This is a genomic window from Spiroplasma taiwanense CT-1, assembly GCF_000439435.1.
GTDB lineage: Bacteria > Bacillota_I > Bacilli_A > Mycoplasmatales > Mycoplasmataceae > Spiroplasma_A > Spiroplasma_A taiwanense.
In genome coordinates, this window is the sequence record NC_021846.1 from 226719 (window position 1) to 251618 (window position 24900).

At 24.4% G+C, this 24900-nt stretch carries 31 protein-coding genes and 1 pseudogene; 29 read left to right on the forward strand and 3 right to left on the reverse strand.

What is annotated here, in order from left to right; genetic code table 4:
- The first annotated feature begins 8 nt into the window (after positions 1-8).
- From pyk (STAIW_RS01115) to STAIW_RS01130, 4 genes are all read left to right on the forward strand, one after another.
- A complete protein-coding gene (gene pyk / locus STAIW_RS01115; RefSeq protein WP_020834032.1) occupies positions 9-1466 on the forward strand; it encodes a pyruvate kinase in 1458 nt (485 codons plus the stop codon).
- Between the two features lie 87 nt (positions 1467-1553).
- Positions 1554-2990, forward strand: coding sequence for a pyruvate kinase (gene pyk, locus STAIW_RS01120; RefSeq protein WP_020834033.1), 1437 nt, complete (start codon positions 1554-1556; stop codon positions 2988-2990).
- 229 nt (positions 2991-3219) lie between these two features.
- Positions 3220-5169 (forward strand): threonine--tRNA ligase, encoded by a 1950-nt coding sequence (thrS, locus tag STAIW_RS01125; RefSeq protein WP_020834034.1) that lies wholly within the window; start codon positions 3220-3222, stop codon positions 5167-5169.
- Between the two features lie 23 nt (positions 5170-5192).
- Positions 5193-6251 (forward strand): formate/nitrite transporter family protein, encoded by a 1059-nt coding sequence (locus tag STAIW_RS01130; RefSeq protein ID WP_020834035.1) that lies wholly within the window; start codon positions 5193-5195, stop codon positions 6249-6251.
- A gap of 319 nt (positions 6252-6570) precedes the next feature.
- Here the strand turns inward: STAIW_RS01130 and STAIW_RS06150 are convergent, their stop codons facing one another.
- Complete coding sequence (locus STAIW_RS06150; RefSeq protein ID WP_169522256.1) at positions 6571-6714, reverse strand: hypothetical protein; 144 nt, start codon at positions 6712-6714, stop codon at positions 6571-6573.
- On the opposite strand from STAIW_RS06150, the gene STAIW_RS05905 reads away from it, so the two are divergent.
- The 23 genes and pseudogenes from STAIW_RS05905 (at position 6708) to STAIW_RS01235 (ending at position 22207) form a co-directional block, all read left to right on the forward strand.
- A complete protein-coding gene (locus tag STAIW_RS05905) occupies positions 6708-7247 on the forward strand; it encodes a hypothetical protein (protein ID WP_053228495.1) in 540 nt (179 codons plus the stop codon). The two genes, STAIW_RS06150 and STAIW_RS05905, sit on opposite strands and share 7 nt — an antisense overlap.
- A 155-nt stretch (positions 7248-7402) precedes the next feature.
- Positions 7403-8014 (forward strand): hypothetical protein, encoded by a 612-nt coding sequence (locus STAIW_RS05910; RefSeq protein ID WP_053228496.1) that lies wholly within the window; start codon positions 7403-7405, stop codon positions 8012-8014.
- 86 nt (positions 8015-8100) lie between these two features.
- Positions 8101-9900: an ABC transporter ATP-binding protein gene (locus STAIW_RS01140; RefSeq protein ID WP_020834036.1), complete on the forward strand. Its 1800-nt coding sequence runs from the start codon at positions 8101-8103 to the stop codon at positions 9898-9900.
- A gap of 9 nt (positions 9901-9909) precedes the next feature.
- A complete protein-coding gene (locus STAIW_RS01145; protein ID WP_020834037.1) occupies positions 9910-10230 on the forward strand; it encodes a PTS lactose/cellobiose transporter subunit IIA in 321 nt (106 codons plus the stop codon).
- 27 nt (positions 10231-10257) lie between these two features.
- A complete protein-coding gene (locus tag STAIW_RS01150; protein WP_020834038.1) occupies positions 10258-11214 on the forward strand; it encodes an ROK family protein in 957 nt (318 codons plus the stop codon).
- A 174-nt stretch (positions 11215-11388) separates the two neighbouring features.
- On the forward strand, positions 11389-11694 hold the full coding sequence (locus STAIW_RS01155) for a hypothetical protein (RefSeq protein WP_020834039.1): 306 nt from the start codon (positions 11389-11391) through the stop codon (positions 11692-11694).
- Between the two features lie 6 nt (positions 11695-11700).
- A complete protein-coding gene (locus STAIW_RS01160) occupies positions 11701-11937 on the forward strand; it encodes a hypothetical protein (protein ID WP_020834040.1) in 237 nt (78 codons plus the stop codon).
- Positions 11938-11948: 11 nt separating this feature from the next.
- Entirely contained in the window at positions 11949-12272 is a 324-nt protein-coding gene (locus tag STAIW_RS01165) for a hypothetical protein (RefSeq protein WP_020834041.1), read from the forward strand.
- 2 nt (positions 12273-12274) lie between these two features.
- A complete protein-coding gene (locus STAIW_RS01170; RefSeq protein ID WP_041618782.1) occupies positions 12275-12799 on the forward strand; it encodes a hypothetical protein in 525 nt (174 codons plus the stop codon).
- A gap of 209 nt (positions 12800-13008) precedes the next feature.
- Entirely contained in the window at positions 13009-14133 is a 1125-nt protein-coding gene (locus STAIW_RS01175) for a PTS sugar transporter subunit IIC (protein ID WP_041618784.1), read from the forward strand.
- Positions 14134-14180: 47 nt separating this feature from the next.
- Complete coding sequence (locus STAIW_RS01180) at positions 14181-14450, forward strand: hypothetical protein (protein ID WP_041618786.1); 270 nt, start codon at positions 14181-14183, stop codon at positions 14448-14450.
- Between the two features lie 14 nt (positions 14451-14464).
- A complete protein-coding gene (locus tag STAIW_RS01185) occupies positions 14465-14761 on the forward strand; it encodes a PTS sugar transporter subunit IIB (protein ID WP_020834042.1) in 297 nt (98 codons plus the stop codon).
- A gap of 56 nt (positions 14762-14817) precedes the next feature.
- Complete coding sequence (locus STAIW_RS05915; RefSeq protein ID WP_020834043.1) at positions 14818-15534, forward strand: MupG family TIM beta-alpha barrel fold protein; 717 nt, start codon at positions 14818-14820, stop codon at positions 15532-15534.
- Positions 15498-15926 (forward strand): DUF871 domain-containing protein, encoded by a 429-nt coding sequence (locus STAIW_RS05920; RefSeq protein WP_053228497.1) that lies wholly within the window; start codon positions 15498-15500, stop codon positions 15924-15926. Before STAIW_RS05915 ends, STAIW_RS05920 begins: the two co-directional genes overlap by 37 nt.
- Before the next feature lie 2 nt (positions 15927-15928).
- The gene (locus STAIW_RS01195; protein ID WP_041618788.1) at positions 15929-16195 is read left to right on the forward strand and encodes a hypothetical protein; all 267 of its coding nucleotides are present in this window, start codon (positions 15929-15931) and stop codon (positions 16193-16195) included.
- A 110-nt stretch (positions 16196-16305) separates the two neighbouring features.
- A pseudogene (locus STAIW_RS06450) lies at positions 16306-17136 on the forward strand (PTS transporter subunit EIIC); the annotation flags it as partial.
- A 354-nt stretch (positions 17137-17490) separates the two neighbouring features.
- The gene (locus STAIW_RS06455) at positions 17491-17718 is read left to right on the forward strand and encodes a PTS transporter subunit EIIB (RefSeq protein WP_236608530.1); all 228 of its coding nucleotides are present in this window, start codon (positions 17491-17493) and stop codon (positions 17716-17718) included.
- 275 nt (positions 17719-17993) lie between these two features.
- The gene (locus tag STAIW_RS06155; protein WP_020834044.1) at positions 17994-18170 is read left to right on the forward strand and encodes a hypothetical protein; all 177 of its coding nucleotides are present in this window, start codon (positions 17994-17996) and stop codon (positions 18168-18170) included.
- Positions 18171-18253: 83 nt separating this feature from the next.
- The gene (locus STAIW_RS06160; protein ID WP_334198886.1) at positions 18254-18682 is read left to right on the forward strand and encodes a phage minor capsid protein; all 429 of its coding nucleotides are present in this window, start codon (positions 18254-18256) and stop codon (positions 18680-18682) included.
- A 1995-nt stretch (positions 18683-20677) separates the two neighbouring features.
- Positions 20678-21208: a translation initiation factor IF-3 gene (infC, locus tag STAIW_RS01220; protein WP_020834047.1), complete on the forward strand. Its 531-nt coding sequence runs from the start codon at positions 20678-20680 to the stop codon at positions 21206-21208.
- 17 nt (positions 21209-21225) lie between these two features.
- Positions 21226-21420 (forward strand): 50S ribosomal protein L35, encoded by a 195-nt coding sequence (gene rpmI / locus STAIW_RS01225; protein ID WP_020834048.1) that lies wholly within the window; start codon positions 21226-21228, stop codon positions 21418-21420.
- Positions 21421-21436: 16 nt separating this feature from the next.
- On the forward strand, positions 21437-21802 hold the full coding sequence (rplT, locus tag STAIW_RS01230; RefSeq protein ID WP_020834049.1) for a 50S ribosomal protein L20: 366 nt from the start codon (positions 21437-21439) through the stop codon (positions 21800-21802).
- Between the two features lie 75 nt (positions 21803-21877).
- The gene (locus STAIW_RS01235) at positions 21878-22207 is read left to right on the forward strand and encodes a hypothetical protein (RefSeq protein WP_020834050.1); all 330 of its coding nucleotides are present in this window, start codon (positions 21878-21880) and stop codon (positions 22205-22207) included.
- Here the strand turns inward: STAIW_RS01235 and trpS are convergent, their stop codons facing one another.
- Positions 22208-23224 carry a tryptophan--tRNA ligase gene (gene trpS / locus STAIW_RS01240; RefSeq protein WP_020834051.1) on the reverse strand — a complete coding sequence of 339 codons (1017 nt, stop codon included), beginning with the start codon at positions 23222-23224 and terminating at the stop codon, positions 22208-22210.
- 97 nt (positions 23225-23321) lie between these two features.
- Between trpS and STAIW_RS01245 the strand changes: the two genes are divergently transcribed.
- Positions 23322-24128: a diacylglycerol kinase catalytic domain-containing protein gene (locus STAIW_RS01245; protein ID WP_020834052.1), complete on the forward strand. Its 807-nt coding sequence runs from the start codon at positions 23322-23324 to the stop codon at positions 24126-24128.
- Complete coding sequence (locus tag STAIW_RS01250; RefSeq protein WP_020834053.1) at positions 24128-24490, forward strand: hypothetical protein; 363 nt, start codon at positions 24128-24130, stop codon at positions 24488-24490. Before STAIW_RS01245 ends, STAIW_RS01250 begins: the two co-directional genes overlap by 1 nt.
- A 40-nt stretch (positions 24491-24530) precedes the next feature.
- Here the strand turns inward: STAIW_RS01250 and STAIW_RS01255 are convergent, their stop codons facing one another.
- Entirely contained in the window at positions 24531-24833 is a 303-nt protein-coding gene (locus STAIW_RS01255) for a rhodanese-like domain-containing protein (protein WP_020834054.1), read from the reverse strand.
- Positions 24834-24900 lie beyond the last annotated feature (67 nt).

Consider the following 24900-nt stretch of genomic DNA (forward strand, 5'->3'; position numbering starts at 1 on the left):
GGGAAAAAATGAATAATTTAGAAATAGAGTTTTATGAACCAAGTAAAATAAATAAAAAAATAAAGAGAACAAAAATAATTACAACAATTGGACCAAGTACTCATTCAAAAGAGGATATGAGAAAACTATATGAAGCAGGAATGAATGTTGTTAGATTAAATTTTTCTCATGGATCACAAGTTGAACATGAAGAAAAAATTAAATCATGTATGGAATTACGTGAAGAATTAGAAAAACCAATTTCAATTATGCTTGATACAAAAGGACCAGAAATAAGAATAGGGAAAATGATTGATGGTGCACAAGAAATAAAAGCAGGAACTGAAGTAAGAATTTATTCAAATGAATCTGAATATAAAACAAAAGAATGTAAACTAACTGAGATGACAGTTTCTTATGATATGAGTGTGGATTTAAAACCGGGTGATACTGTTTTGGTTGATGATGGGAAATTAACATTAAATGTAATAAACGTTGATCCTGGTATTATTTTTTGTAAAGCATTTAATTCACATGTAGTAAAAACAAATAAAAGAGTTAATTTGCCAGGAGTTGATTTTTCATTACCATTTTTAAGTCAAAAAGATATTGAGGATATAAAATTTGGAGCAAAAATTGGAGTTGATTACATTGCAGCAAGTTTTGTTAATTCAGCAGATAATGTTAATGAAATAAGAAAAATTTTAAAAGATGCAAAAAATGAAAATGTTCAAATAATATCAAAAATTGAATCAAAAATTGGTATTTTTAATATTGATTCAATTATTGAAGCAAGTGATGGAATTATGGTTGCTCGTGGGGATTTAGGTCTTGAAATTCCTTACTATGAAGTTCCTTACTGAGAAAAACAAATGATAAGAAAATGTAGAAAAGCAGGTAAAATTGTTGTTGTTGCAACACAAATGCTTGAATCAATGACTGATAATCCTCAACCAACAAGAGCAGAAGTAACTGATGTTTATTATGCAACAGAATTAGGAACTGATGCTACTATGTTAAGTGGTGAATCTGCTGTAGGAATTTACCCTTTTATTACTACTGAAACTATGGCAACAATTAATAAAAGAGCAGAATTAGGTTTTTATGGAAAAATTTACTATGATAGAGCTTTAGAAATTGCAAAGAGTTCAAGTTCAGGAAAGAGAGCAGAAATTGCAGATGAGTTGGCAAATATAACAAGAAATGGTAAATATGAATTTGCAGTAGTTCTGTCAAGAACTGGTGAATTATTGAAAACAATTTCAAAATTTAGACCAAATGTAACAATTCTTGGTGTTTGTGAAGATGAAAGTTTATGAACAAAATTTGGAGTTTGACATTCAATTTTTATGAATAAAGTTAAAAGTATTGATGAAATTATTGCAAATCCTGAACTAGCAAGTGAAATTGCAAGATCCTGAGGAGCAAAAAAAGGTGAAGAAATATTAATTGTTAGGTCTGAAGATATAAAAGTATATACAGTATAAATCCATCTTTTGGATTTTTTATTATTAAATAACTAAACTTATTTAATAATGATATAATTTTTTTGTTATTCAAGAGGAGAATATTTTATGAAAAAATTTAACTTACAAGATAAGATGAAAAGAACAAAAGTTATTACAACAATAGGACCAAGTGTTCATTCCAAAGAAGCAATACATGAACTTTTTAATAAGGGAATGACAACAATTCGTTTGAATTTTTCACATGCAGATTTTCAAGAGCATGGAGAAAGATTTGAATGAGTTAAAAATTTAAGAGAAGAAATTAATAAACCAATTTCAATTCTTTTAGACACAAAAGGACCTGAAATTAGAGTTGGAAAAATGATTAATGGTAAACAAGAAATAAAAGCAGAAACTGAGGTTATTGTTTATACAAATCCAGATGATTTTGGTTCAAAAGAATGTTCAGGAACGGAATTACAAATGTCTTATGATATGTCACAAGATGTTAAAGCAGGAGATATTGTTTTAGTTGATGATGGAAAATTAACAATGCATGTTATAAAAGTTGAGAAATTTAAAGTTATTTGTAAAGCTTTCAATACACATTTAGTTAAAAATAATAAGAGAGTTAATTTACCAGGAGTGGAATTTACATTACCTTTTTTAGCAGAAAAAGATTATAATGATATTTACTTTGGAATTGAAAATGGCATTGATTACATTGCAGCAAGTTTTGTTAATTCAGCAGATAATGTTAAAGAAATAAGAAAAATTTTAAAAGAAAAAAAGGCAGAACATATTCAAATTATTGCAAAAATTGAATCACAAGTTGGATGTGACAACATTGATTCAATAATTGATGAAGCTGATGGAATTATGGTTGCTCGTGGGGATTTGGGACTGGAAATTCCTTATTATGATGTTCCTTATTGAGAAAAACAAATGATAAGAAAATGTAGAGAAAAAGGTAAAATTGTAATTGTTGCAACACAAATGCTTGAATCAATGACAGATAATCCTCAACCAACAAGAGCAGAAGTAACAGATGTTTATTATGCAACAGAATTAGGGGCTGATGCTACTATGTTAAGTGGTGAATCTGCAAATGGAGATTTTCCTTTTATAACTGTTGAAACAATGTCAGCTATTAATAAAAGAGCAGAAGTAGAATTTTATGCAAAACTTTATTATGAAAAACAATTAGAGAATGCAAGAAAAACTACAAGTGGAAAAAGAGCAGAAATTGCAAATCAGTTGGCAAATACAACAATTGATGGTAAATATGAGTTTGCCGTTGTTGCTTCAAGAACTGGTGAATTATTGAAAACAATTTCAAAATTTAGACCAAATGTAACAATTCTTGGTGTTTGTGATAAACCAAATTTATGAACTGCTTTTGGAACTTGACATTCAATTTTTATGAATAAAGTTAGTGATCTTGAATTATTTATGAATGATGATTCTGCAATTATGGAAATTGCTAAATCTTGAGGAGCAAAAGTTGGAGAGAGAATCTTATTTGTAAGAAATGAAAATATTAAAGAAATTACTATTTCTTAATTATTAAAACTATTTTTAATAGTTTTTTTTCTTTTTTAAAAAACTATGAAATTTTTTTCAATTTTGAAAATTTATAAATAGAAAATAAAAAAAAGTATTTTTTTATTTTAAATGAAGTATAATATTTTTTGTATGAAGTCTTAATATACATATTTTTAAATAAATATATATTAATTAATAATATTTAAATATATTAGAACTATTTTCTAATAAAGGGGAAAAAAGGGAAATGAAAATTACATTACTAGATGGACAAGTAATAAAATATGATGAGCCGAAAACAATAAAACAAATTGCAGATGGTATAGCAGTTTCTTTAGGAAAAAAATGTGTAGGAGCTGTTATTAATGGAAAAGAAATTGTCCCAGTAGGTGCAATAATTGACAGAGATTGTAAATTAGAAATTATTACAGATAGACATGAATTGTATAATTCAGTAATAAATTATACAGCTAAAGTAATTACAAGTTTAGCTTTGAAAACAGTATTTCCAGATGGAAATGCAGTTCCAAAAATGGATGATTTATCTACAACAGAATTTTTTGCTTATTTTGATATAGAAAAAAAATTAAAATTAGATGATTTAAAATTAGTAGAACAAAAAGCAAATGAAATAATTGCAATGGGTCTGGATATTTTATACATTAGTGGTTCTGAGGAACAATATCGTAAACAAATGCAAAGTATGAATGTGAATCCAAAATATATTGAAGACTTATTAATTGAAAATAAAACAAGATATATTAAATTTGCAACAAGTTCTTTGGCAGGTGTTGAATTTTTACCAAGATTTGCAATATTAAGTAATACAAAAAAATTATTTAAAATTGAATTATCAGAATTAACTGGTGTATATTACAATAATGATTCAAATGAGAAAATGGTTTATAGGGTTCACGGTATTGCAGCTTCTAGTGAAGAATCTTTTGAGAAAAAGAAAGAAGTATTAGAAGATATTAAAAATAGAGATCATAAAACCATTGCAAAAAATTTAGAAATTTATCATTTGGATCCGTTAATAGGTCAAGGTTTACCTATTTGATTACCAAATGGGGCTATTCTTAAACAAGAAATAAAAAAATATTTAATGGAAAAAGAATTTGAATATGATTTTATTCAAATTGAAACTCCTGTAATTGGAACAACAGAACTGTATAAAATGTCAGGGCATTGGGATCACTACAGAGATGAAATGTTTGCACCAATGGTTTTACCAAAAGAGGAAATGGTTTTAAAACCAATGAGTTGTCCTCATCACATTTCAGTTTATAAATATAAACAAAGAAGTTACAGAGATTTACCATTGAGATTTGCGGAGCATGCTACTCAACATAGATATGAATCATCAGGGAGTTTAACAGGAATTGAGAGAGTTAGATCAATGGAATTAACTGATGCTCATATTTTTGTAAGACCAGATCAAATTAAAGAAGAATTTATAAGATGTTTTAATTTAATTAGTGAAGTTTTAAAGACATTTGATATTAAAGTAAGTTATCTGTCTCTTTCTTTAAGAGATCCAAAAGATAAGACAAAGTACTTTAATGATGAAAAAATGTGAAATAATGCAGAAACAGAATTGGAAAATGTTTTAAAAGAATTTAATATCGAGTATAAAAAAATGATTGGTGAAGCAGCATTTTATGGCCCAAAATTAGATATTCAAGCAATTACAGCATTGGGGCATGAAATTACAATTTCAACAATTCAATTAGATTTTCTTTTACCTCAAAAATTTGATATTTCTTATATTGATAAAAATGGTAATGAAGCAAGACCGATTATGATACATAGAGGTCTTGCAAGTACTTATGAAAGATTTATAGCTATTTTATTGGAGCAAACATTAGGTATTTTGCCATTATGATGTACACCTGTTCAAATAGAAATTATACCTGTAAATATATTTAAAAACTCGAAATATTCTAATGAAATAAGAGAAGAATTTAAAAAATATTTTATTAGATCACATATTGATAATAGAGATGAAAGACTAAGTTATAGAATAAGGGAAGCACAAATTAAAAAAATTCCTTTCCAATTAGTAATTGGAGATAATGAAGAAGAAACAAAATCAGTTACATATAGGAAATATGGTTCAGATGAGCAAATTAATGTTAGTTTAGATGAATTCCTAGAAATAATTAGGGAAAAAATAAAACAAAAAATTTATAATTAGTGAATTGAACAGGAGTTTTATCAATGAATAATAACAAAATAAAAAAAATTGAAGAAGAAATTAAAAAATTAAAAGAATTTGATTATAGTTTAATAGAGGCTGAGCATTCATTTATGGTGAATGGAACATTAGGTGGGTTTAAATCAGCAGTACAGAAATTAGAATATACTTTTTTCAAACAAATTTTATTAGGAATTATGAGTGGTGTAATTATTGGGTTTGGGTATATTGCTTGTATTACAGCAATGGTTTCATTACCTGAATCTTGAAATACATTTGGAATAGTATTACTGGGTTTTATTTTTCCGGGTTGTATTATTTTGATAACTTTTTTAGGAGGAGGATTATTTACTAGTCATGTTTTTAGTACGATACCTGTATTAAAGAAATGTGCAAGTAGTAATGCCTATTTTAAAGGTATTTTTGGAGTATTATTGGGAAATATTTTAGGAACATTAGTTTTTGTATTAATTTTTGCAGGAGCTGGAGGTTTACAAAATATTGATAAGGGTTCACTTGCAAATAAAGTATACGATATGGCAATGCATAAACTTTATTTAGTAACTGATGAGATTTCTACAAAAAAATCAATTACTGCTGTAAGTGTTATCTTAACAATTGGGATTGGAATTTGTAGTGGAATTTTATGTAATATCATGGTTTGTGCAACGTTACCATTAACAAATTCTACAAAAAATCCTGTTGCAGTATTTTTATTCTTAATTTTTCCAATTGCATATTTTGCAATTGGTGGTTTTCAACATGGGCCCGCTAATACTTTCTTTTTGTGAATGATGCTTGTTGAAATAATTTTTAGGCCAGATATGCAATTTGGAGAAAATAACATTTCACCTGAATTTATTCATTTTATTTTATTTATATTTTTAAGTACAATTCCTACTTTAATTGGTAATTGAATTGGAGGAGCAATTTTTCTTCCAGGAATTTTATATTTGATAAACAGTAAATATACTTCACTTTTATTTAAAAAAATGAAACTTGAATATTTAGAAAAACAATTATTGATAAAAAATAGTCAACTAAAAACTGGTGAAAATAAAAATAAGAAAATAAATGTATAGGAGATAATTATGTTAAAATTTGTTAAAAAAATAAGTAGAGGCAAATGCAAAGAGTTTAAAAAATTTTGTTAACAAATTTAATAGTTAAATCTTTAGTTTTAGTTCTTAAATAAATTCAGTAATTTATAATATTTTTAATGTAAAAAGCATAAATTATATCAATAGAATGTGAGAATATAAAAAGTGTCAAATAAAAACAATAACAATCATTTTACTAAAAAAAACATAAAGAAAAAACAATTTAACAAAAAATACCAACATCATTTACAAATTTATTTATGGTTTTGGTATTCATCATGATATTGTCATGAATTCTGCACTATAGTGGCTTAACTACTGAAGTTGTTGTAAATAATGAAACTACTACTGAAAAAATTAGAGCTATTGGAATAATTGATTTATTTGTTTCAATCTTTAAGGGATTTGAAGATAAAGTACAAATTATAGTATTTGTTAATGTCAATTGGTGCATTTATTTTTATTGTTATGAAATCAAAGGCATTAGATGCAATGACTCAAAAAATTGCATGAAAATTTAAAGAAAAAACTATTTGGGCAATTCCAATAATTATTGTTTTTTTAAGTTTTTGTGGATCTGCATATGGGATGGCAGAGGAAGCATTAGGATTTCATATGATTGTAATTCCACTTATGTTGGTTGCAGGCTTTGATTCATTTACAGCAATTTTAACAGTATTGTTGGGAGGTGGAATTGGACCAATGCTAGCTACTTTTGATCCTTTTCTAATTTTTACAGCAGTAGATGCATCAAATGCAGCAATTGGAAGTGAAGTTGTTACATCAACAGATGGATTAATTTTTAGAGCAATTTCATGAGTTTTAATAACAACTTTTACATCTGCATATGTAATGACTTATGCTTATAAGGTTAAAAAAAACCCTGAAAGATCATATACTTTTTCTACTTTAGAAGAAGATAAAAAATTTTTCTTAAAAGAGCAAGTAGAAAAAGTTGAATTAACAAAAAAAGAATAGCAATTAATATTATTTTTTTGTCACTATTTCTAATTATGATTGCATATCTTTTTCCATGGGATACTTTATTTAATCTTAATGGAAGTAGTTCATTTTAAGGTATTGGAAATTGAATTAATCAAAATATTCCATTTTTAACTGGTTTAGTTCCAGAAATGGGGATTGGTGGATTAACTGAAGTATCTGGTTTTTTCTTAATTGGTTCATTAATTGTTGCAATAATTAATTGACAAGGTGAGGAAAACTTTGTAAAAGATATGCTTGAAGGTGCAAAAGATATTGTGGGAGTTGGATTTATAATTTCAATTGCAGGAGCAATTACAATTCTTTTAAAAGAAACTTATATACAATCTTTAATGTTAAATGCAAGGCCTACACAAAATGGAAGTAGCTCTATGAATCCATTTTTGTTTATATTAATGACATTCTTTATATTTTTACCTTTATCTTTTGCTTTACCTTCAACTTCTGGATTTTCTTATGCAGTATTTCCTGTTTGAGGACCACTTGCAAACACTGTGGTTACATCAACTGGTGTAAGCATGGTATCAGGAAGTATCACAGCTTTTGCTTTTGCTAATGGAATGGCAAATATGATATCACCAGCATCAGGAATTGTTGTTGGAGCAGCACAAATTGGAAGAACGAGTTATGCAAATATTATGAAAGGAACTTGAAAATTTCATATATCACTTTTAGCAATTAATATTATTTTATTATTAGTTGGAACAAGTATGAATTATATTAATAATATTAAATTCTTTTAAAAAATATCCTTGTAAAGGATATTTTTTAGTTGTATTATAAAGTTAATAAGCCCTACTTGGGCTTTTAATTTTAGGGAGCAACTTTTATGAAGAGGAAAAAATTTCAAAGTGATAAAGCATTTTCAAAGAAAAAATTTATTGATTCACTACTAACAATTTTTGAAGGAATTAAAAAATTTCCAATAACATTTTTAGGACTATTTTTTTTTATTATATTTGATTCATTGCTTTTTTCTTCAACTGCTGTAATTGTCAATAAAATGATTTCAAATATTCAAAATACAGGAGGTCAATTTTTTTTGGATTTAAAAATGACTTGAGAAAGTTGAGCATATTTTGGATTAGTTTTATTTATTGCATTAATAGTTTTTGAATATTTTACTAATTTATTCTCAGGGCTTTTTTCAAGAAAAATGGAAGTCTATTTAAGAATAAGAGCATTAAGAAAATTAATAGAAATTGATATAAGTTATTATTCTAAAACTCAAATTGGTTTAATTATGTCAAGAATTATGACAGATAGTCAAGGAGTTGGAGACGCATTTAATGAATTTCTACTAAATTTTATTTATACATTAGTTAGTTTAATATCAACTCTAATTGTTTTATATTTGATTGATGTTAAGTTAGCTTCAATAATTTTAGGTTTATTTATTTTTATGGTATTTGTAGTTTGATTTTTATTTTTACATTATAGAAGAGCAATAATATATTCTGTTGATGAAAAACAGGCAATTGATGCAGATATTACAGATAGGTTAATTAATATTAGAGCAATAAAAGCAGTAGGTGCAGAAAATAAAGAAGTTTTTAGAAATGCAGAATTACATAAAAAATATGACGAAAAGTTAAGAAAAGTTATTGGCTGGCAATCAATTTTAAGTTTTTTTAGTAATACTTTTGCTTGAACAATGCCTACAATTGTGATTATTTCAGCTGTATTAATATATAATGACATTAATCCTGCAGAATTATCTGTTTTAATTATTTCTTTTTCATCAGCTTGCTACAATATTTTATATTCAATTTTGAGTCTACCAATGTGTATGAGAGGACTTACAAAATTATCAAATTGTGTAATGAGATTAAATTATATTAATAATGCAAAATCATTGATTGAATTTAAAAAAACTGGAACAGAAATTGAAAAAATAGACACAGTTGAATTTAAAAAACTAAGTTTTTCATATCCTGAATCTCCTTCAAAATTAATTTTGCCTGAAATTAATTTTATTTTTGAAAAGGGTAAAAGTTATGCATTTGTTGGAGAAACTGGTGTTGGTAAATCAACAATAGCAAAACTTATATTAAGATTTTATGATCCAACTCATGGTAGTGTTTTAATAAATGGAATTGATTTAAAAACATTAAAAATGTCAAATTATTTAGGCCATGTTGGTTATATTGAACAAGAGCCACAGATTTTATTTGGAACTGTTATGCAAAATATAAAATATGCAAGTTTTCAAAAAACTGATCAAAGTGCAATAGAAGCTTCTAAAAAGGCCAAACTTCATGACTATATAATGTCATTACCAGATAAATATGATACAATTTTAGGGGAACGTGGTTTTATGTTAAGTGGAGGGCAAAAACAACGTCTAGTAATTGCAAGGTTTTTTTTAAAAAATCCTGAATTACTAATTTTAGATGAGGCTACTAGTGCTTTGGATAATGTAATTGAAAAAGAAATTCAAGCTGAATTAGATGAATTAATGATTGGAAGAACAACAATTATTATTGCACATAGATTAAGTACTATAAAAAATGTGAATCAAATAATAGTATTGGATAAAAAAGGCATTGTTCAAACTGGTAGTTTTCAAGAGCTCAAAGAAATTTCCGGAAGATTTCAAAAATTATATAAAATAGGCTTAATGAAATAGAAGAAATTTATGGAAAAAATAAATTTAGAAGAAGTCTCTATGTTTATTATATCAAGTGCTGGAATTGCAAAATCAAATGCAATTTTAGCAATTAAAGCTGCAAAAAAACTTGAATTTGAGAAAGCAGAGGAATTATTAAAAATAGCAGAGCAGGAAATGATTAATGCACACCATGCACACTTTGAAGTAGTTAGTCGTGAAGCAACAGGTAAACAATTGGACTTTAAACTTCTTTTTGTACATGCAGAAGATCAATTTTTAACAACTCAAGCAATGATTGATTTAAGCAAAGAAATGATTGAAATGTATAAAATTGTACATAAAAAATAGAATTTAAATTTTGGGAGGGTTATGAATATGGCAAAAGTTTTTGCAATAGATTTGGGTGCGACTTCAGCAAAATGTGCATTTTTTATAGATGATGAAGTTGTTGCAAATTTTAATTATGATACTACAAGAAGAGAAAACTTATTGGAAAATATAGCAAAAAAAGCAACAGAAATTGCTAAGGAAAATAATATTATAATGGATGAAGTTGATTTTGTTGGAATTGCAGTTTGTGGAATTGTTGATAATTTAAAGGGTTCAGTAGTTTATTCTGCAAATTTGGGTTGAAAAGATTATCCTACAAGAGAAGAATTAAAGAGAATATTTAAAAATGAAAACATTGTTGTTTTAAATGATGCAAAGTCTGCAACTTATGGTGAATGAAGCAAAGGATTAAAAGAAGAACCAGATTCAATGGCTTTATTTACAATTGGAACAGGAGTTGGAGGAGGAGCAATTTTTAACAGAAAATTGGTTTTTGGGGATAATACTGGTTTTCCAAGTGAGCCTGGTCATGGAGGAGGATTTCAAGATGAGGTTCAATGTATTTGTGGATTAAAAGGTTGTATTGAACCTGTTTCTTCAGCAACTGGAATTGAAAAAAAATTAAATGAAGTGGCAAAAAACTCAACAGGAAAATTAGGTAAAGTATACAATGAACTTAATAGAGTTATTCATATTAAAGATATAGCATTTTTAGTTCAAGAAAATGATTCAGAAGTAATGGAAATTTTTAATAGTTGTCTTGAACCACTTGCAAAATGTATTTCTGTTTTAATTCATTTTTTTGATATTTCTATGATTGTAATTGGAGGAGGTCCTTCAAATTTAGGAGATCCACTAATTAAAATTATTAGGGAAAAATTAAAAAATTATGTTTTACCAGAATTTTACAAAAGATTGAATTTAAGAAAAGCAATTTTAGGAGATTTGGTTGGAGCATGAGGAGTTTATCAATATGGAAAAAATTACCTATTAAAAAAATAATAAATATAACAATAAACATATATTTATTTGTAATCTAAATAAGCGAGTTAATTCTCGCTTTTTATATTTGCAGAAATTTTATTCAGACTTTTAAAGTATAGAAAATAATTATTTATATGTCTTATTTTTTATTTTTATTTAAAAAATATCAAAAACATATAAAATTATAAAAAGGTGTGCTTCTATGAAAAAATACTATCTTTAATTAGCGCAATATCATTATCAATTTTTGCTACTGTACAAACACTTTTTGTAGTAGGATGTGAAAAAAAATATTCAACTCAAATTCAAGAAATTTTAAAAAAAGATGTAGAGGGTTTAACTGGTGAAAAATATTTTGAACAAGTTGATACAGAAACTTTTTCATTACAATTAAATCCAAATATTTATGAAAATAGAGAAAAATTGAATTTAATTATTGAAGAGAGTTTAATTTTGTATGAAGAAGTATCAACATATTTTAATTCATCAATTTCTTAAGATATTTTGGATTGAAAGTATCTAGTCTGAGATGATAGAGTTGGTTATGGTCAAGTTTTAAAAATAATGACGTATGAAGCAGAACAAAATTTTTTAAATTTTTTAGGAGATATAATTATTACTCCAGAATTTCAATTAAATACTGCTAAATTAGCAGTTTTAAAAAATAATTATAAATATATTCAAAAATGAATAATAGATACAAGTGCTGTTCCAATTGCAGAAGAAAATTTAAATTTGTAAAAGTAAAGGAAATGGCTAATGTAATAAATAATGATTATTTTGTTCCATTTTTTAAATTTATTCAATTAGAAAAAGTAAAAAGTCATGGTGTTTCTAGAACATCGATTATTTTTGATACAAACCTCAATAAATATTTAAAAGTTGGTATACACAGTGTTTCTGAATTTGCAAGTATTAACAAGTTTATAGATGAAAATAATAATAGCTATGAAATTTTGGATCAAGATGACGAAGATGAAACTACAAAAATAAGAAATAGTTTAGCTCAAATAATTAATAATTTTGAAATGTCTATAATTTATATGTATGGATTTAATTTGGAGGAAATTTTATAATTATGAAAAAATATGAAAAGTTTTCAGAAATTTTTAATCTTTATAATTCATTAAATATATATAAAAATTTAATGAAAGATTTAAAGAAGGAAGTTAATAGTGCAAAATCCGAATTACATAATAAAAAGGTTAAACTTAAAGAAATTAAGCCAATTTTTAATAAAATTGAAAAAGATAAGTTGAAGGAATTAAATACTTCATTAAATATTTCATTATTAAATGCTAAATATTCAAAAACAAATATTAATCAATTATATGAAGATTTTAATAATGATAAAGAAAAATTAAAAAATGAATATATTAAAAAAAAACAAAAAAGAATTGAAAAAACTATGTCAGAAATTGAAATGATAAAGGTTAAAAATAAAACATTATTACAACAATGAAAAGAGATAAAATTAAAAATTAAATCTACAAAAATTGAAATTAAAGATAAATGAAATTCTTTTGAGAACTTAAGATTAACAGAAGAAGTTAAATTAAAAGAAAACTTAAATATTACAAAAAAAGAAGTTCAAAAAAAATAATTGAATTAAAAAATGAATTTAAAAATAAAGAAAGAGAAATTTTTACTAAATGAGAAGAACAAAATACATCAGTTAATAATTATGTTTCAATTCTTAAAAAACAAAAAAGAAAAAAATTAAAATCTTTTAAAAAGGATATTGAGGAAAAATTTTTTGAATTATCTTTAGAGTTAAATTCTTTAAAAATTGAGTATAAAAAGAAAATTTCATTGCAAAAATTAAAAGTAAAAAATGAAAAACTGGAATTAAGATACAATAAAGGTAAAGCAGAGCCTATATCATTTGATGTAATTATTAATCAAGTAATTTATGGTTCTGGTAAATTATCTAATTGAAAATTTATGATAGCTTTAAAAAATGGATTTTTTTCACTTATGCCCTTAGTTATTGTTGGAGCAGTTTTTATATTAATTAATAATATTTTACTTAGTGCGGGAAATGGAGGTATTTTTAATTTTATTAGTTTAACAATAGATCAACTTGATATTTTAAATAAATTTAAAAATATTGGTAGTTATATTTGGAATGGTACTTATGCTTTCTTTGCTTTTTTATTATCAGGAGCAATTGCTTTTCATTTAGCTCCTTATTACAAAGTAAGTCAATGATCTACAGCAGTTGTTGCAATGAGTTCATTTTTAATTATGAATCCAACTTTTTGAGGAGACTTAGGAGTTTTTGGAACAACAGGAATGTTTACTGCAATAGTAATATCTTTTTTATCAACAATTTTATATGGAAATTTATCAAAAAATGAGAAATTGAAAATTAAAATGCCTGACTCTGTTCCAGAAGGTGTTGCAAAATCATTTAATGTTTTAATTCCATATGCAATAACTTTTTCAATATTTGGTTTAGTGGCTTTTGGAATTTCAGAAATTGGTGATTTAGTTGGTGCAATTCAAGTTGGAAAAAATTCAGTAACATTTTCAAGTATTAATGGTTTAATAGTTGTTTTAATTCAAAAACCACTTGTAAATGTTGTTTCTGGATTTGGTGGAATGATAGTAATTGTTTTTGTTTGACAATTATTATGATTCTTAGGAATTCACGCAGGGGGTATTTTGTCTCCAATAATTGAACCTATTCAACTTGACGGTTTAACTCAAAATCAGCAAGCACTAGCAGAGGGTGCAAACCCTGAATATGTTTTTACAAATTCATTCATGAATAATTTTATTCACATTGGAGGTACTGGGGGAACTATAACATTAATTATTGCAATTTTTGTTTTCTCAAAAAGAGGAGATTATAGAACAATGGCAAAAATGATAATAATTCCAGCCTTATTTTGTGTAAATAAACCATCAATAGTTGCTTACCTATTGTACTAAATCCAATATTATTTATTCCTTTTATTATTGGACCATTGCTTGCAGGAATGTTTGCTTATTTTGCAACAATTACTGGAATGATGGAGTATTCAAGTGTTGTTGTTCCTTGAACAACACCACCAATATTAGGTGGTTTATTAGCAACAAAAGATATTTGAGGTGGAATTGTTGTTGACATAAATATGGCAATACTATTTGGTTGTTATTCACCATTTGTTTTATTAGCAAATAAAATTGAACAAAAAGAATTATTATCTAAATTTACAAAAACACAAAATATTGAAGAAAAAAGTATTAATAGAAGTATTTTAAATTAGAAGGAGATTAATATATGAAAAGAATATTATTAGCTTGTAATGCAGAAATGAGCACATCAATTTTACTTAAAAAAATGCAAGATTATATTTTCGAAGATGATTTGGATTTAGAAGTAAAAGCAGTTTCAATTAATGAAGCAAAGTTGATTGGAAATGAATGAAATATAGTTTTAATTGGACCACAAGTGGCTTTTGAGTTGGATGAATTGAAAAGTGTTTTAAATGTACCTGTCTTTGTTATTGATCAAGATGATTATGCAAAAGCAAATGGTAAAGCTTTATTAACTTTTGCCTCAGAAAATTGGAAATAAAAAAATCTCTTTAAAAGAGATTTTTTTATTGTTAAAATTAATTAAAGAGGTATTTTATGAATAAAAAAATTGGTATTTCAATTTATCCAGAGCAATCTTCATTTAAAGAAGATAAAAAATATTTGGATTTTGCAAAATCTTTAGGGTATGAATTTGTTTTTACAAGTATATTACATTTTGTTGGTACAGAAAAAGAAAAAGAAAAGGCTAATATGGTATTAAAGCCTTTAAAATATGCAAAGGAAATAGGTTTTTACACAATTTTAGATGTTGAATATAAATCAATGAAATTAATTGAAATATCTGTAAATGATTTATCAAAATGTATCCAATATGGTATTGATTGTTTAAGATTAGACTCACCAAGTTTACCTGCAGAAATTTCTAATATTACGCATAATAAATATAAAATAAATATACAACTAAATATGTCCAATAATGATAATTTAATTACAAATGTTATGGATTATCAACCTATAAAAAATAGATTGAGTGGTTGTCATAATTTTTATCCATTAGAATATACTGCTTTACCATTTGATTTTTTTACAGAAGCTAATCAAAAATATTTAAAATATAATATTGAAACATCTGCTTTTGTTGGAAGTCATTTTGGAGAAATGACAACAGCTATTGGTTGAAAAGAATTACCAACTTTAGAAGAACAAAGAAATATTCCTATTTCTTCTCAAGCAAAAATTTTATTTTATTCTATTCTAATCAAATTGATAATGTTTTGATTGGTAATGCATATGCAACAGAAGAAGAATTAAAAAAACTTGCCCAAATTAACAGATATGAAATAACTTTTGATTTAAATATTGAAAAAAATTTGACAAAAGAAGAGATAGATATTTTACAATTTGAACATTATAGAAGAAAAGATATAACAAAATTTTTTATTAGATCTACTTTTTCAAGAGTTGCTTTTAAGAATTCACAAATTCCATTAAAGAATGGAAAAAAAATTTTTAATAAAGGAGATGTTGTTATTATTAATGACAATGATCAAAAATATAAGAGTGAATGTCATATAATTTTAAAAGATGGATTTGAAGATAAAAATTCAAAATATAATTATGTTGGTAAAATTGAAAGTTATGAAAATAGATTAATTGATTTTATAAAACCATGAAGTTATTTTAGATTTAGAATAGGAAAGTAATTATGCTTATATTAACAGAAACTACAAGTGTATCATCATGACTATTATTAACATTTGGAATTTTAGGACTACTATTAGGTATTTTTTCAACAATTTTTTTTCTTAGATTTAGAAAGAAAAAAAATTTTGAAAGAGATTCTTTTAATGTAACTCCAGGCAAATATAAATTTTTTAGATTTTGACAATTTTATGAAATTTTTACATTAGCAGCTGTGGGTTATCTTGCAGCACTAATTTTATTACCAATTGCAATAGAACAACTAATCTAAATATTATTTTTATATTGGAAAAATATTTTATAATTTCAAAAAAACCTGGAAATTATTTTTTTTTGTAAAAATAAAATTGTACTTTTATCACTCTAGAAAGGTTCTAAAAAATGGCTGAAGCAAAAGTAAACTTAGATAATTCACTATCTAAGAAAAAAGTAAAATTTTCAAAAAACAACTCAGCTGGGCCAAACACGTGAAGTAGATTTTTAACTCTTCTTCAAGAATTAGGAAAAACATTACAATTTCCTATAGTTGTTTTACCTTTTGCAGCAATTCTAAATCGTTTTGGTGCTTTGGAAATATCTCTTGCAGATGAAGGTTCAGTGGGTTATTGAATTTCATTAATTATTCAAAAACCAGGTTCAATTCCATTTGATAATTTACCATTATTATTTGCAATTGGTTGTGCATTTGGTCTTGCAAAAGACCATAGAGGTGAAGTTGCGTTAGTTGCAGTAATCTTTTATCTTTTAATTGCAGCCTTAACAGGTGAAGGAACTTTACCATAAATCATTTCTGGTAAAGTTATGACATTTAAAGATACAGGGGGCGAAGCATTTTCTGAATTAATTTACGTACCAGTATATGGTGATGATGGAAAAACTATTACAGGGGTAAACTATGTTTTAAATATTGGTGTCTTAGGGGGAATTGTGGCTGGATGTATGTCTGCATATTTTTACAATAAACTCAAAGATATAAAATTGCCAACAGCTTTTTTTTTTTTTTTTGGAGGAAGAAGATTTGTACCAATGGTTGCATTAGCAGCATCAATACCAATGGCTTTTGGTTTTTCAATAGTATGACCTTGAATTCAATTTGGTCTAATTAAATTTGGTACAGCTGTAGCTGATCCTACAAATCCAGCGTTAGCAATACCTGGTACAACAATTTATTCTATTCTAAATAGATTGTTATTACCATTTGGATTACATCAAATAATGAATACATTCTTTTGATTTCAAATGCTAGTAAGTGGTTTTAAAACAGATCCAATTACAGGTAATTATGGTGAATGAATAACAGTAAATGGAGATATTAATGCATTTACAGATGGTGTTTCTACATCAGGGTTATTTCAAGCTGGTTTTTTTCCAAATCCATTATGATTGCTTCTATTAGCAGCACTTGCAGGAGTAACATACTACTTTATTTTCTATGTTGTTATTAAAAAATTAAATCTACCAACACTTGGAAGAAAAGTAAATACTTCTGGACAAGTGGGAGAATTAAATAAGGTAAAAATTTCTGAGTCTGCAAATAAAAAAATAAAAGTTAATAAATTTGAAAATATGGCAATAGAAATTATTGATGCAATTGGCAAAGAAAATTTTGTATCTATAGATAATTGTGCAACTAGATTAAGATTAATTCTTAAAGATAATTCAACAATTGATGATAAAAAAATAAAAGCAGCTGGAACATTTGGAATAAAACGATTGGGAACTGAAAGTTTACAAATTGTTATTGGTCCTGATGTAGAACATGTTGCAAATGAAATGAGAAAATTATTAATTTAATAAATATATAAAAAATGAAATGATAATAACATTTCATTTTTAAAATAAAGAAGAAAATATTAAGGCTTTTAATTTTGAAAAGGATACGGATTGAATTTTTACATTTTGTAAAACTTGTTGAGATTTTAAAAAATTTGTTTTCCAAAAGCAATAAATTTTGAAGCTAAAATTGATTATCAAGGAATTTGTACAAGTTGCAGTGAAGAACAAAGAATAAATTTAAAGGAGGCAAGAGATTATTATGATCATTTAAATGATCATAATAATTAAATAAAATGAATAATTGACCTTTATGAATTATTTTAATAGTATTAGTTATTATTTTAATTTTATATTTTATAATTCCATGAAATAAAATTTATAAAAAGAAAAATGAAAAACAGTCGTTAATAAATGAACCAAAAGAGTATATTAATAAAAATAATAAAATTATTAAAAGACAAAAATTTTAGAACCAATTGAAAATGAAAAAAACAGACCTTTATTAGGCATTTATAATTGATTTGAAAAAAAAGAAGCTTTAAGAGTAAAAACATTAGTTTATGTACAATCAGAAGAAGAATCATGTGATTTATGTATACCCTTTGAAGGTGAAGTATTATCACTTGAACAATACGATAATAAATATATAACAATGAGTGAAGCAATATCAAAAGGTTATCATCATATTGGTTGTAAACATATTGATTTAGATTTTTTCCCAGGGACAACAATAATTGAAAAAAATGAATTTAGTGAGGATATTCAGAAAAAAAATCACAATAAAGTATTAGGTTTATATAAACTGGAAAATGAAATTAGAAATCTTAAATATGAGTTTGATAATATGAAAAAAACTAAGGATATTCCATTTAAAATTGAAAAAAAAGAAAATGAAATTATTAGATATTGTTTAAAAAATAATTTATTAAGAAATTTTGAAAGACAAAATCCTTATATTAAATATATAGACAAATTTAGATAAATATAAAATAAATTTGGTTCATATATTTTTATATATAATAAAGAAGCAAAGATAAAAAAATATACAGAAAAATTTATTTGTTATCGAGAACTTACTACTTAAAATAATATTACTTTGAAAACAAAATTATTGTAGTAAAAACATTTTTTTATATATTAGGAGGGTAGAGTGAATATTATTAATATAGAAATATATTAAAAAAATTTTGAGATAAAGTTGTATTAAATAATTTAAATTTAAAGTTTATTTTAAATAATATTTATGAACTATTAGATAATAATAGAACTGGAAAGAAAACTTTAACAAAAAATATTTTTCCTAAACTTGAAAATAAAAATGGAATAATCTCATATAATGATTTGTCGTAAAAAAAGATAAAATATAAAGAATGATTTTATTTTCAGAAAATGATGATTTCCATTTAAATATAACTGAAAACAATATTTAGAATATAATGAAAATTAATCTACTTTCAAAAAAAATTTGAAAGTAGATTAAAAAATTATTAAAGAAATTGTAAAAATAAATCATTTTTATAATAAAAAGATAACAAAATTATCTTCAGGTCAAAAAAATTACTTACTTTATCACTTTATATAATTTTAAAACAAAAGTATTTTTTTTTATTTTGATGAATCAACAACAAATGTTGATATCAAAATAAAAAAATTTTATTAAATGTTATAAAAGAATTAAAGGACACAGAAACTACAAAGTAGTAATTACTCACTTAATTGAAGAAATTAAAGATATTTTAGATCAAAGTAAAATAATTTACAATAGTCAGTTTGATAGTGAAGAAGAAAAATATCTTTATTATTTGATATGCATACATTAAGTAGTAAAACAATAATTTTGATATTAAAGAGTATATAAAAATGAAAAAAAGTTTATATAGTGTTTGGAATTTATTTTCTACTTTTTTTAGTTTTGATATAAAAAATAAAAAAGTAATAATTTTTTCGTCTTTTTTAATTTTATCTACTTTAATTATGAATGTAATTTGATTAATTATTTTAAATATGAAAATCTTATCTACACAATTATATTTATGATCAATATTTTTCAAATATTAAATTTAATTTTTTAGTTTATATATTTCTTCTAAAATATTTATGTTTTTTTCAGAAATAATTATATTTATTTTAGAAAAAAGATATGATTATAAATTAATTTGAATCTACATTTCAAAAATATTATGTGATTATTTTATTACCTTTTTATTTAATAAGTTTAATAGTATCTTTTATATTTTATTTTAGTATTTCAAAAATTGAATATGACATTTCAATTTATCAAAATTATGTTTCTGTACAGGGATAATATTTTTTAATAATATTTTTAATTCCAATTATATTAATATTTTGAGATTTATTTTCAAAAGGAAATTTGACAATTATCTTATCAACTCTATTTAGGTCCTGAGATTGGTGATTGAAGTAATGCTATTAAATATAATGAATATTATAAAATAGCAATTAAGTAATGTATTCTACATTACTTATGATCAAATTTCATATTTTAGTAATAAAACAGTTAAATTTAAAAAACCAACCCAAATTTTACTAGAAAATATAGAAATTAAAGATAAATTTTCAAAGTTAAATGTAACTTATTTTAAATGCTTTAAATAATTTTATAGTTAAAAAAAACTTATAATATGAAAAAATCAACAAAAAGATAATTTTAAAATTAATAAATGTGGAAATAATATATTTTATTAAATTTACTGTTTTTTATATTATCATTTTCCTTAATTTAGTAAATATTTGTTAAACTTATTATTTAATTTTATATAAATATTAAAAATAATGTACTTTTTTAATAAAAATGTATTATAATAATTTTGGTTTAAAGAAAGAAGCACATGCTCACCGTTACTTTTAGGAATCGGTATTAAAACTTATTTTAAATTTTTATTATTTAATAAAATAAAATAATCTTTTAAGTGTGCTACTAGTCTTTTAACGGCACACTTTTTATTTTGGAGGACAAATGGCGGAAAATAAAAACATAAAAACAGAATTTGTAAATAAAGAAATAAGAGCAAAACAAATTCTAATAATAAAAGAAGATGGTGAAAAAATTGGACCATTAAATAAATTTGATGCTTTAAAATTAGCTGAAGAAAATAATCTAGATTTATTACAAGTTGGTATTCAAGATAATTCTACAGTTATTGCAAAAATGTTAGATCATGGAAAATTTAAATATGAACAGAAACGTAAACAAAGAGAAAATAAGAAAAATCAAGTTAAAGTAGAAAATAAAGAAATTCGTTTAACAGTTGGTATTGGTGAACATGATTTAGACACAAAAGCAAGAAAAGCAAGAGAATTCTTAGAAGCTGGAGATAGAGTTAAAATTTCTTTAAAATTTAAAGGAAGAGAAATTGTTTATCAAGAATTTGGTAAAGTAACTCTAGATAATTTCTTTGCAAAAATTGAAGATATTGCAAAGATTGAAAAGGAAGCCAAGTTAAATACACGTTTTTTAGATATGTATGTAGTGCCTAAAAAAGGATAATAGTTGGAGGAAAATTTATGCCAAAAATGAAGACAAAAAGCTCATTAGCAAAAAGAGTTAAAAAAAATGGTGCTGGTAAATTAAAAAGAGGTCAAGCTTATAGATCACACTTAGCACAAAATAAAACAACAAAACAAAAAAGACATTTAAAAAAGGCAACTTTTGTATCTGCAGGAGATATGAAACGTCTAAAAGGATTATTACAAAATTAATAAGGAGTAGAACACTATGGCAAGAGTAAAATTTGGTAAAGTAACAAGAGCAAGAAGAAAGCGTTGAATTAAACGTGCAAAAGGTTACTATGGAACTAAAAAGACAAATTTCAAAAAAGCACATGAACAAGTAGTACGTTCTATGGCTTATGCATTTGTAGGACGTAAATTGAAGAAACGTGATTTTAGAAAATTATGAATTATTCGTATAAATGCAGCAGTTAGACCATTAGGATTAAGTTATTCAAAGTTTATGAATGGTTTAAAACTTGCAGGAATTGAAATAAATAGAAAAATGCTTTCTGAATTAGCAATTCACGAACCAAAACAGTTTGAAGCATTAGTTGAAACATCAAAAAAATCATTAGATAGCAAAAAATAATAAATAAAGTTAAAAAATCTACACACTATTTGAATGTGTAGATTTTTTTAATATAATAATTAAAAGAGGTTTTTTATGGCAAAAATTTTAGATAATAATGAAATAGAATTTTCATCAATTGATATTGAATCGGCTTGAAATAATTCACCAAAGCTAATTAATAAAGAAATTGATCAATTTAGAATGTGTTTTATATGTAAATTTATAATGAATAAAAAAGATTTTAATAATGGAGAATTTGGATGAGTAGTTGATTTTGTAAATTTAAAAAAAATTACTTTTGAGACAAGTAATTTTATAGCAATCCATTCTGTTTGTTTAGACTTAAGGCCAAATGAAAATTGTAGTAAAGTTTTAAAAAAAGTAAATTCAATTAAATGAGCATTTAATGAAGAAAATAACTAATTATTTTCTCTTATAGTTTAATCCAGTTAAATTCAAAACCTTAGTTAATTTTTTTCTTGCAATATTTTGTGCTTTTTGAGCTCCATCTTCTAATCATTTATCTATTTCTTCAGAATTTAATAATTTATTATACTTTATTTGAATTTTTTCAAGTAATTCTACAACAACTTCGGTCACTTTTTCTTTTAAAAACCCATAATCCTTATTTTTAAAAATTTCTTCAGCAGTTTCCAAGTTAATATTTTTTAGAGAAGCAAAAATTGTAATTAAATTACTAATTCCTGGTTTTTTTTCGGTATCAAATTTAATAACATTTTCTGAATCTGTTACTGCTGACTTAATTTTATTTTTTACTTCATTAATATTATCAAGAAGTCCAATAAAACTTTTGGGATTATTTGACGATTTTGACATTTTTTTTTCAGGATTTTGTAAATCCATAATTTTAGAACCAATTTTTGGAGTATATTCTTCTGGAATTGTAAACATTTCTCCATATTTATTATTCATTCTTTCAGCAATATTTCTTGCTAATTCAATATGTTGTTTTTGGTCTTTTCCTACTGGTACAAATTGTGCGTCATATAATAAAATATCTGCAGCCATTAATGCTGGATAAACTAATAAACCTGTTGGTATAAATTGTGTACCGTTATCTAATTTTAAATTATTTGTTTTATCTTTAAATTGAGTCATTCTTTGCAATTCACCTAAAGTTGTATTGCAAGTAAGTATTCAACCTAGTTCGGTATGTTCTAACACATCACTTTGAACAAAAACAGTAGCTTTTGATGGCTCTATGCCACACGCAAAATAAAGTGCAACCATACTTTTAATATTTTTTCTTAAGATTTCTTTTTCAATTGGTTTTGTAATACCATGAAGATTTGCAACAAAAATATACATTTCAAACTCATCTTGTAAGGCAACAAAGTTTTTCATTGCCCCAATATAATTTCCTAATGTCATCGTACCAGTTGTTGTTATTCCAGAAACCATTCTTTTTTTATCTGACATATTTTAACTCCTTAATTTACAAGTAATATTATACAATTTTTATTTATTTTTAAATAAAAAATAAGTAAAATAAAATTATGTTAAAGGTGGAGTAGTTATGCTTTCATTTAATATAGTTAAAAATGATTATAAAACCACAATTCAATCAATTTCTGATTTTAAAGATAAATTAATTAAAAGAGGTTGAATTTTAAAAGAAAAAAATCCTCAGTTCGTTTTTATTTTTGGTGGAGATGGAACTTTTTTAAAAGCAATTTCCTTATATAAAAAACAAATTGATGATGTTTTTTTTGTACCCTTTAAATCTGGAGGAATTGGTTATTATACTAATAAAAATAGAATTGATGAATTTGATTTAACATTAGATTTAATAGAAAATAATACTTTTTCAATTGATAAATTTGAATTATTGGAAGTTCAAAATAATGGAGATAGTTATTTAGTTGCAAATGAATTAAAAATTTTAAATGAAAAATCAGCGCTTTATATTGAAATATTCATTAATGATGAATTTTTAGAAAAATTTCATGGAACTGGACTTGTAATTTCAACTTCAAATGGAAGTACAGGTTATATGAAATCAGCTGGAGGAGCAATAATTTTACCAAAAAATAGTAAAATTTTTCAAATGCAAGAATTAATTCCAGTTAGTACAAATAAATTTAGAACTTTAAATGCTCCTTTAATTTTAAATGATAGTCATTTTTTAACTTTAAAATTGGAAGAGAAATCAAAAGAAATAATGATTATTGATACTATTGAAGTACCGATTATTGATAAGTATATAAGTATAAAAGTTTCAAATAAAATTATTAAAGTAATAACAAGTTTAGAAGGTAAAAAAAATAGTAAAGTTGAAATATTAAGAGATATCTTTATTAAAGATAAGGAAATTATTGAATAATGGTAACAACAGTTTTAATATTAGTTGCTATTTTATTTGTTGTTTGTTCAATAACTTTATTAATCTATATTTCAACTAGAAAAATTGTAATTCAAAAAAACTCATTAGATAAGTTAGAAAACATTCCTTCAGTTTTTACTTTTAAAAATATAGTCAAAGCTTTAGGTGGTTTTGAAAATATAGTAGAAGTTAAAGATAAAAAAGTAAAAATAGTTGTTCTTTCTTTAATCAATAAAAAACATTTAAAAATTTTGGGAATTAAATGAACTTTAGAAGAAGATTTTATTTTAATGTCTGTAACTGGTTTTAATTTAAATTTATTTTTATTAAAACTTGAAAGAGAACTAAAAAATTTTAAATAATATTAAAAAACAACTTTCAATTTAAAAGTTGTTTTTATTTTTACTTTATCTTTTTATAGTATTTATAAACACCACCAGATAAAGTTCTTGCATTATAACCATGATCTAATAAGAATTGTGCAGTTTGCCCACTTCTATTTCCGGCATTACATACTGTAATAATTGGTTTATTATTTGGATTAAATTTTTCCAAATAATAATCATAATTTGAGATAAAATCACTATATTCAATATTTGTAGCTCAACTAAAATGTGGTAAAGTTTGAAATTCTCTTTTTGTTCTTACATCAAGTGTAAAGACTTCCTCTTTTATTTCAAAATATTCTTCTGGTTGGATATCCATTTTTTCACTTCTTTCATTCAAGTTTATTTTATAGTTAATTCACTTTTTTTAAAAGAATTTTTAAATA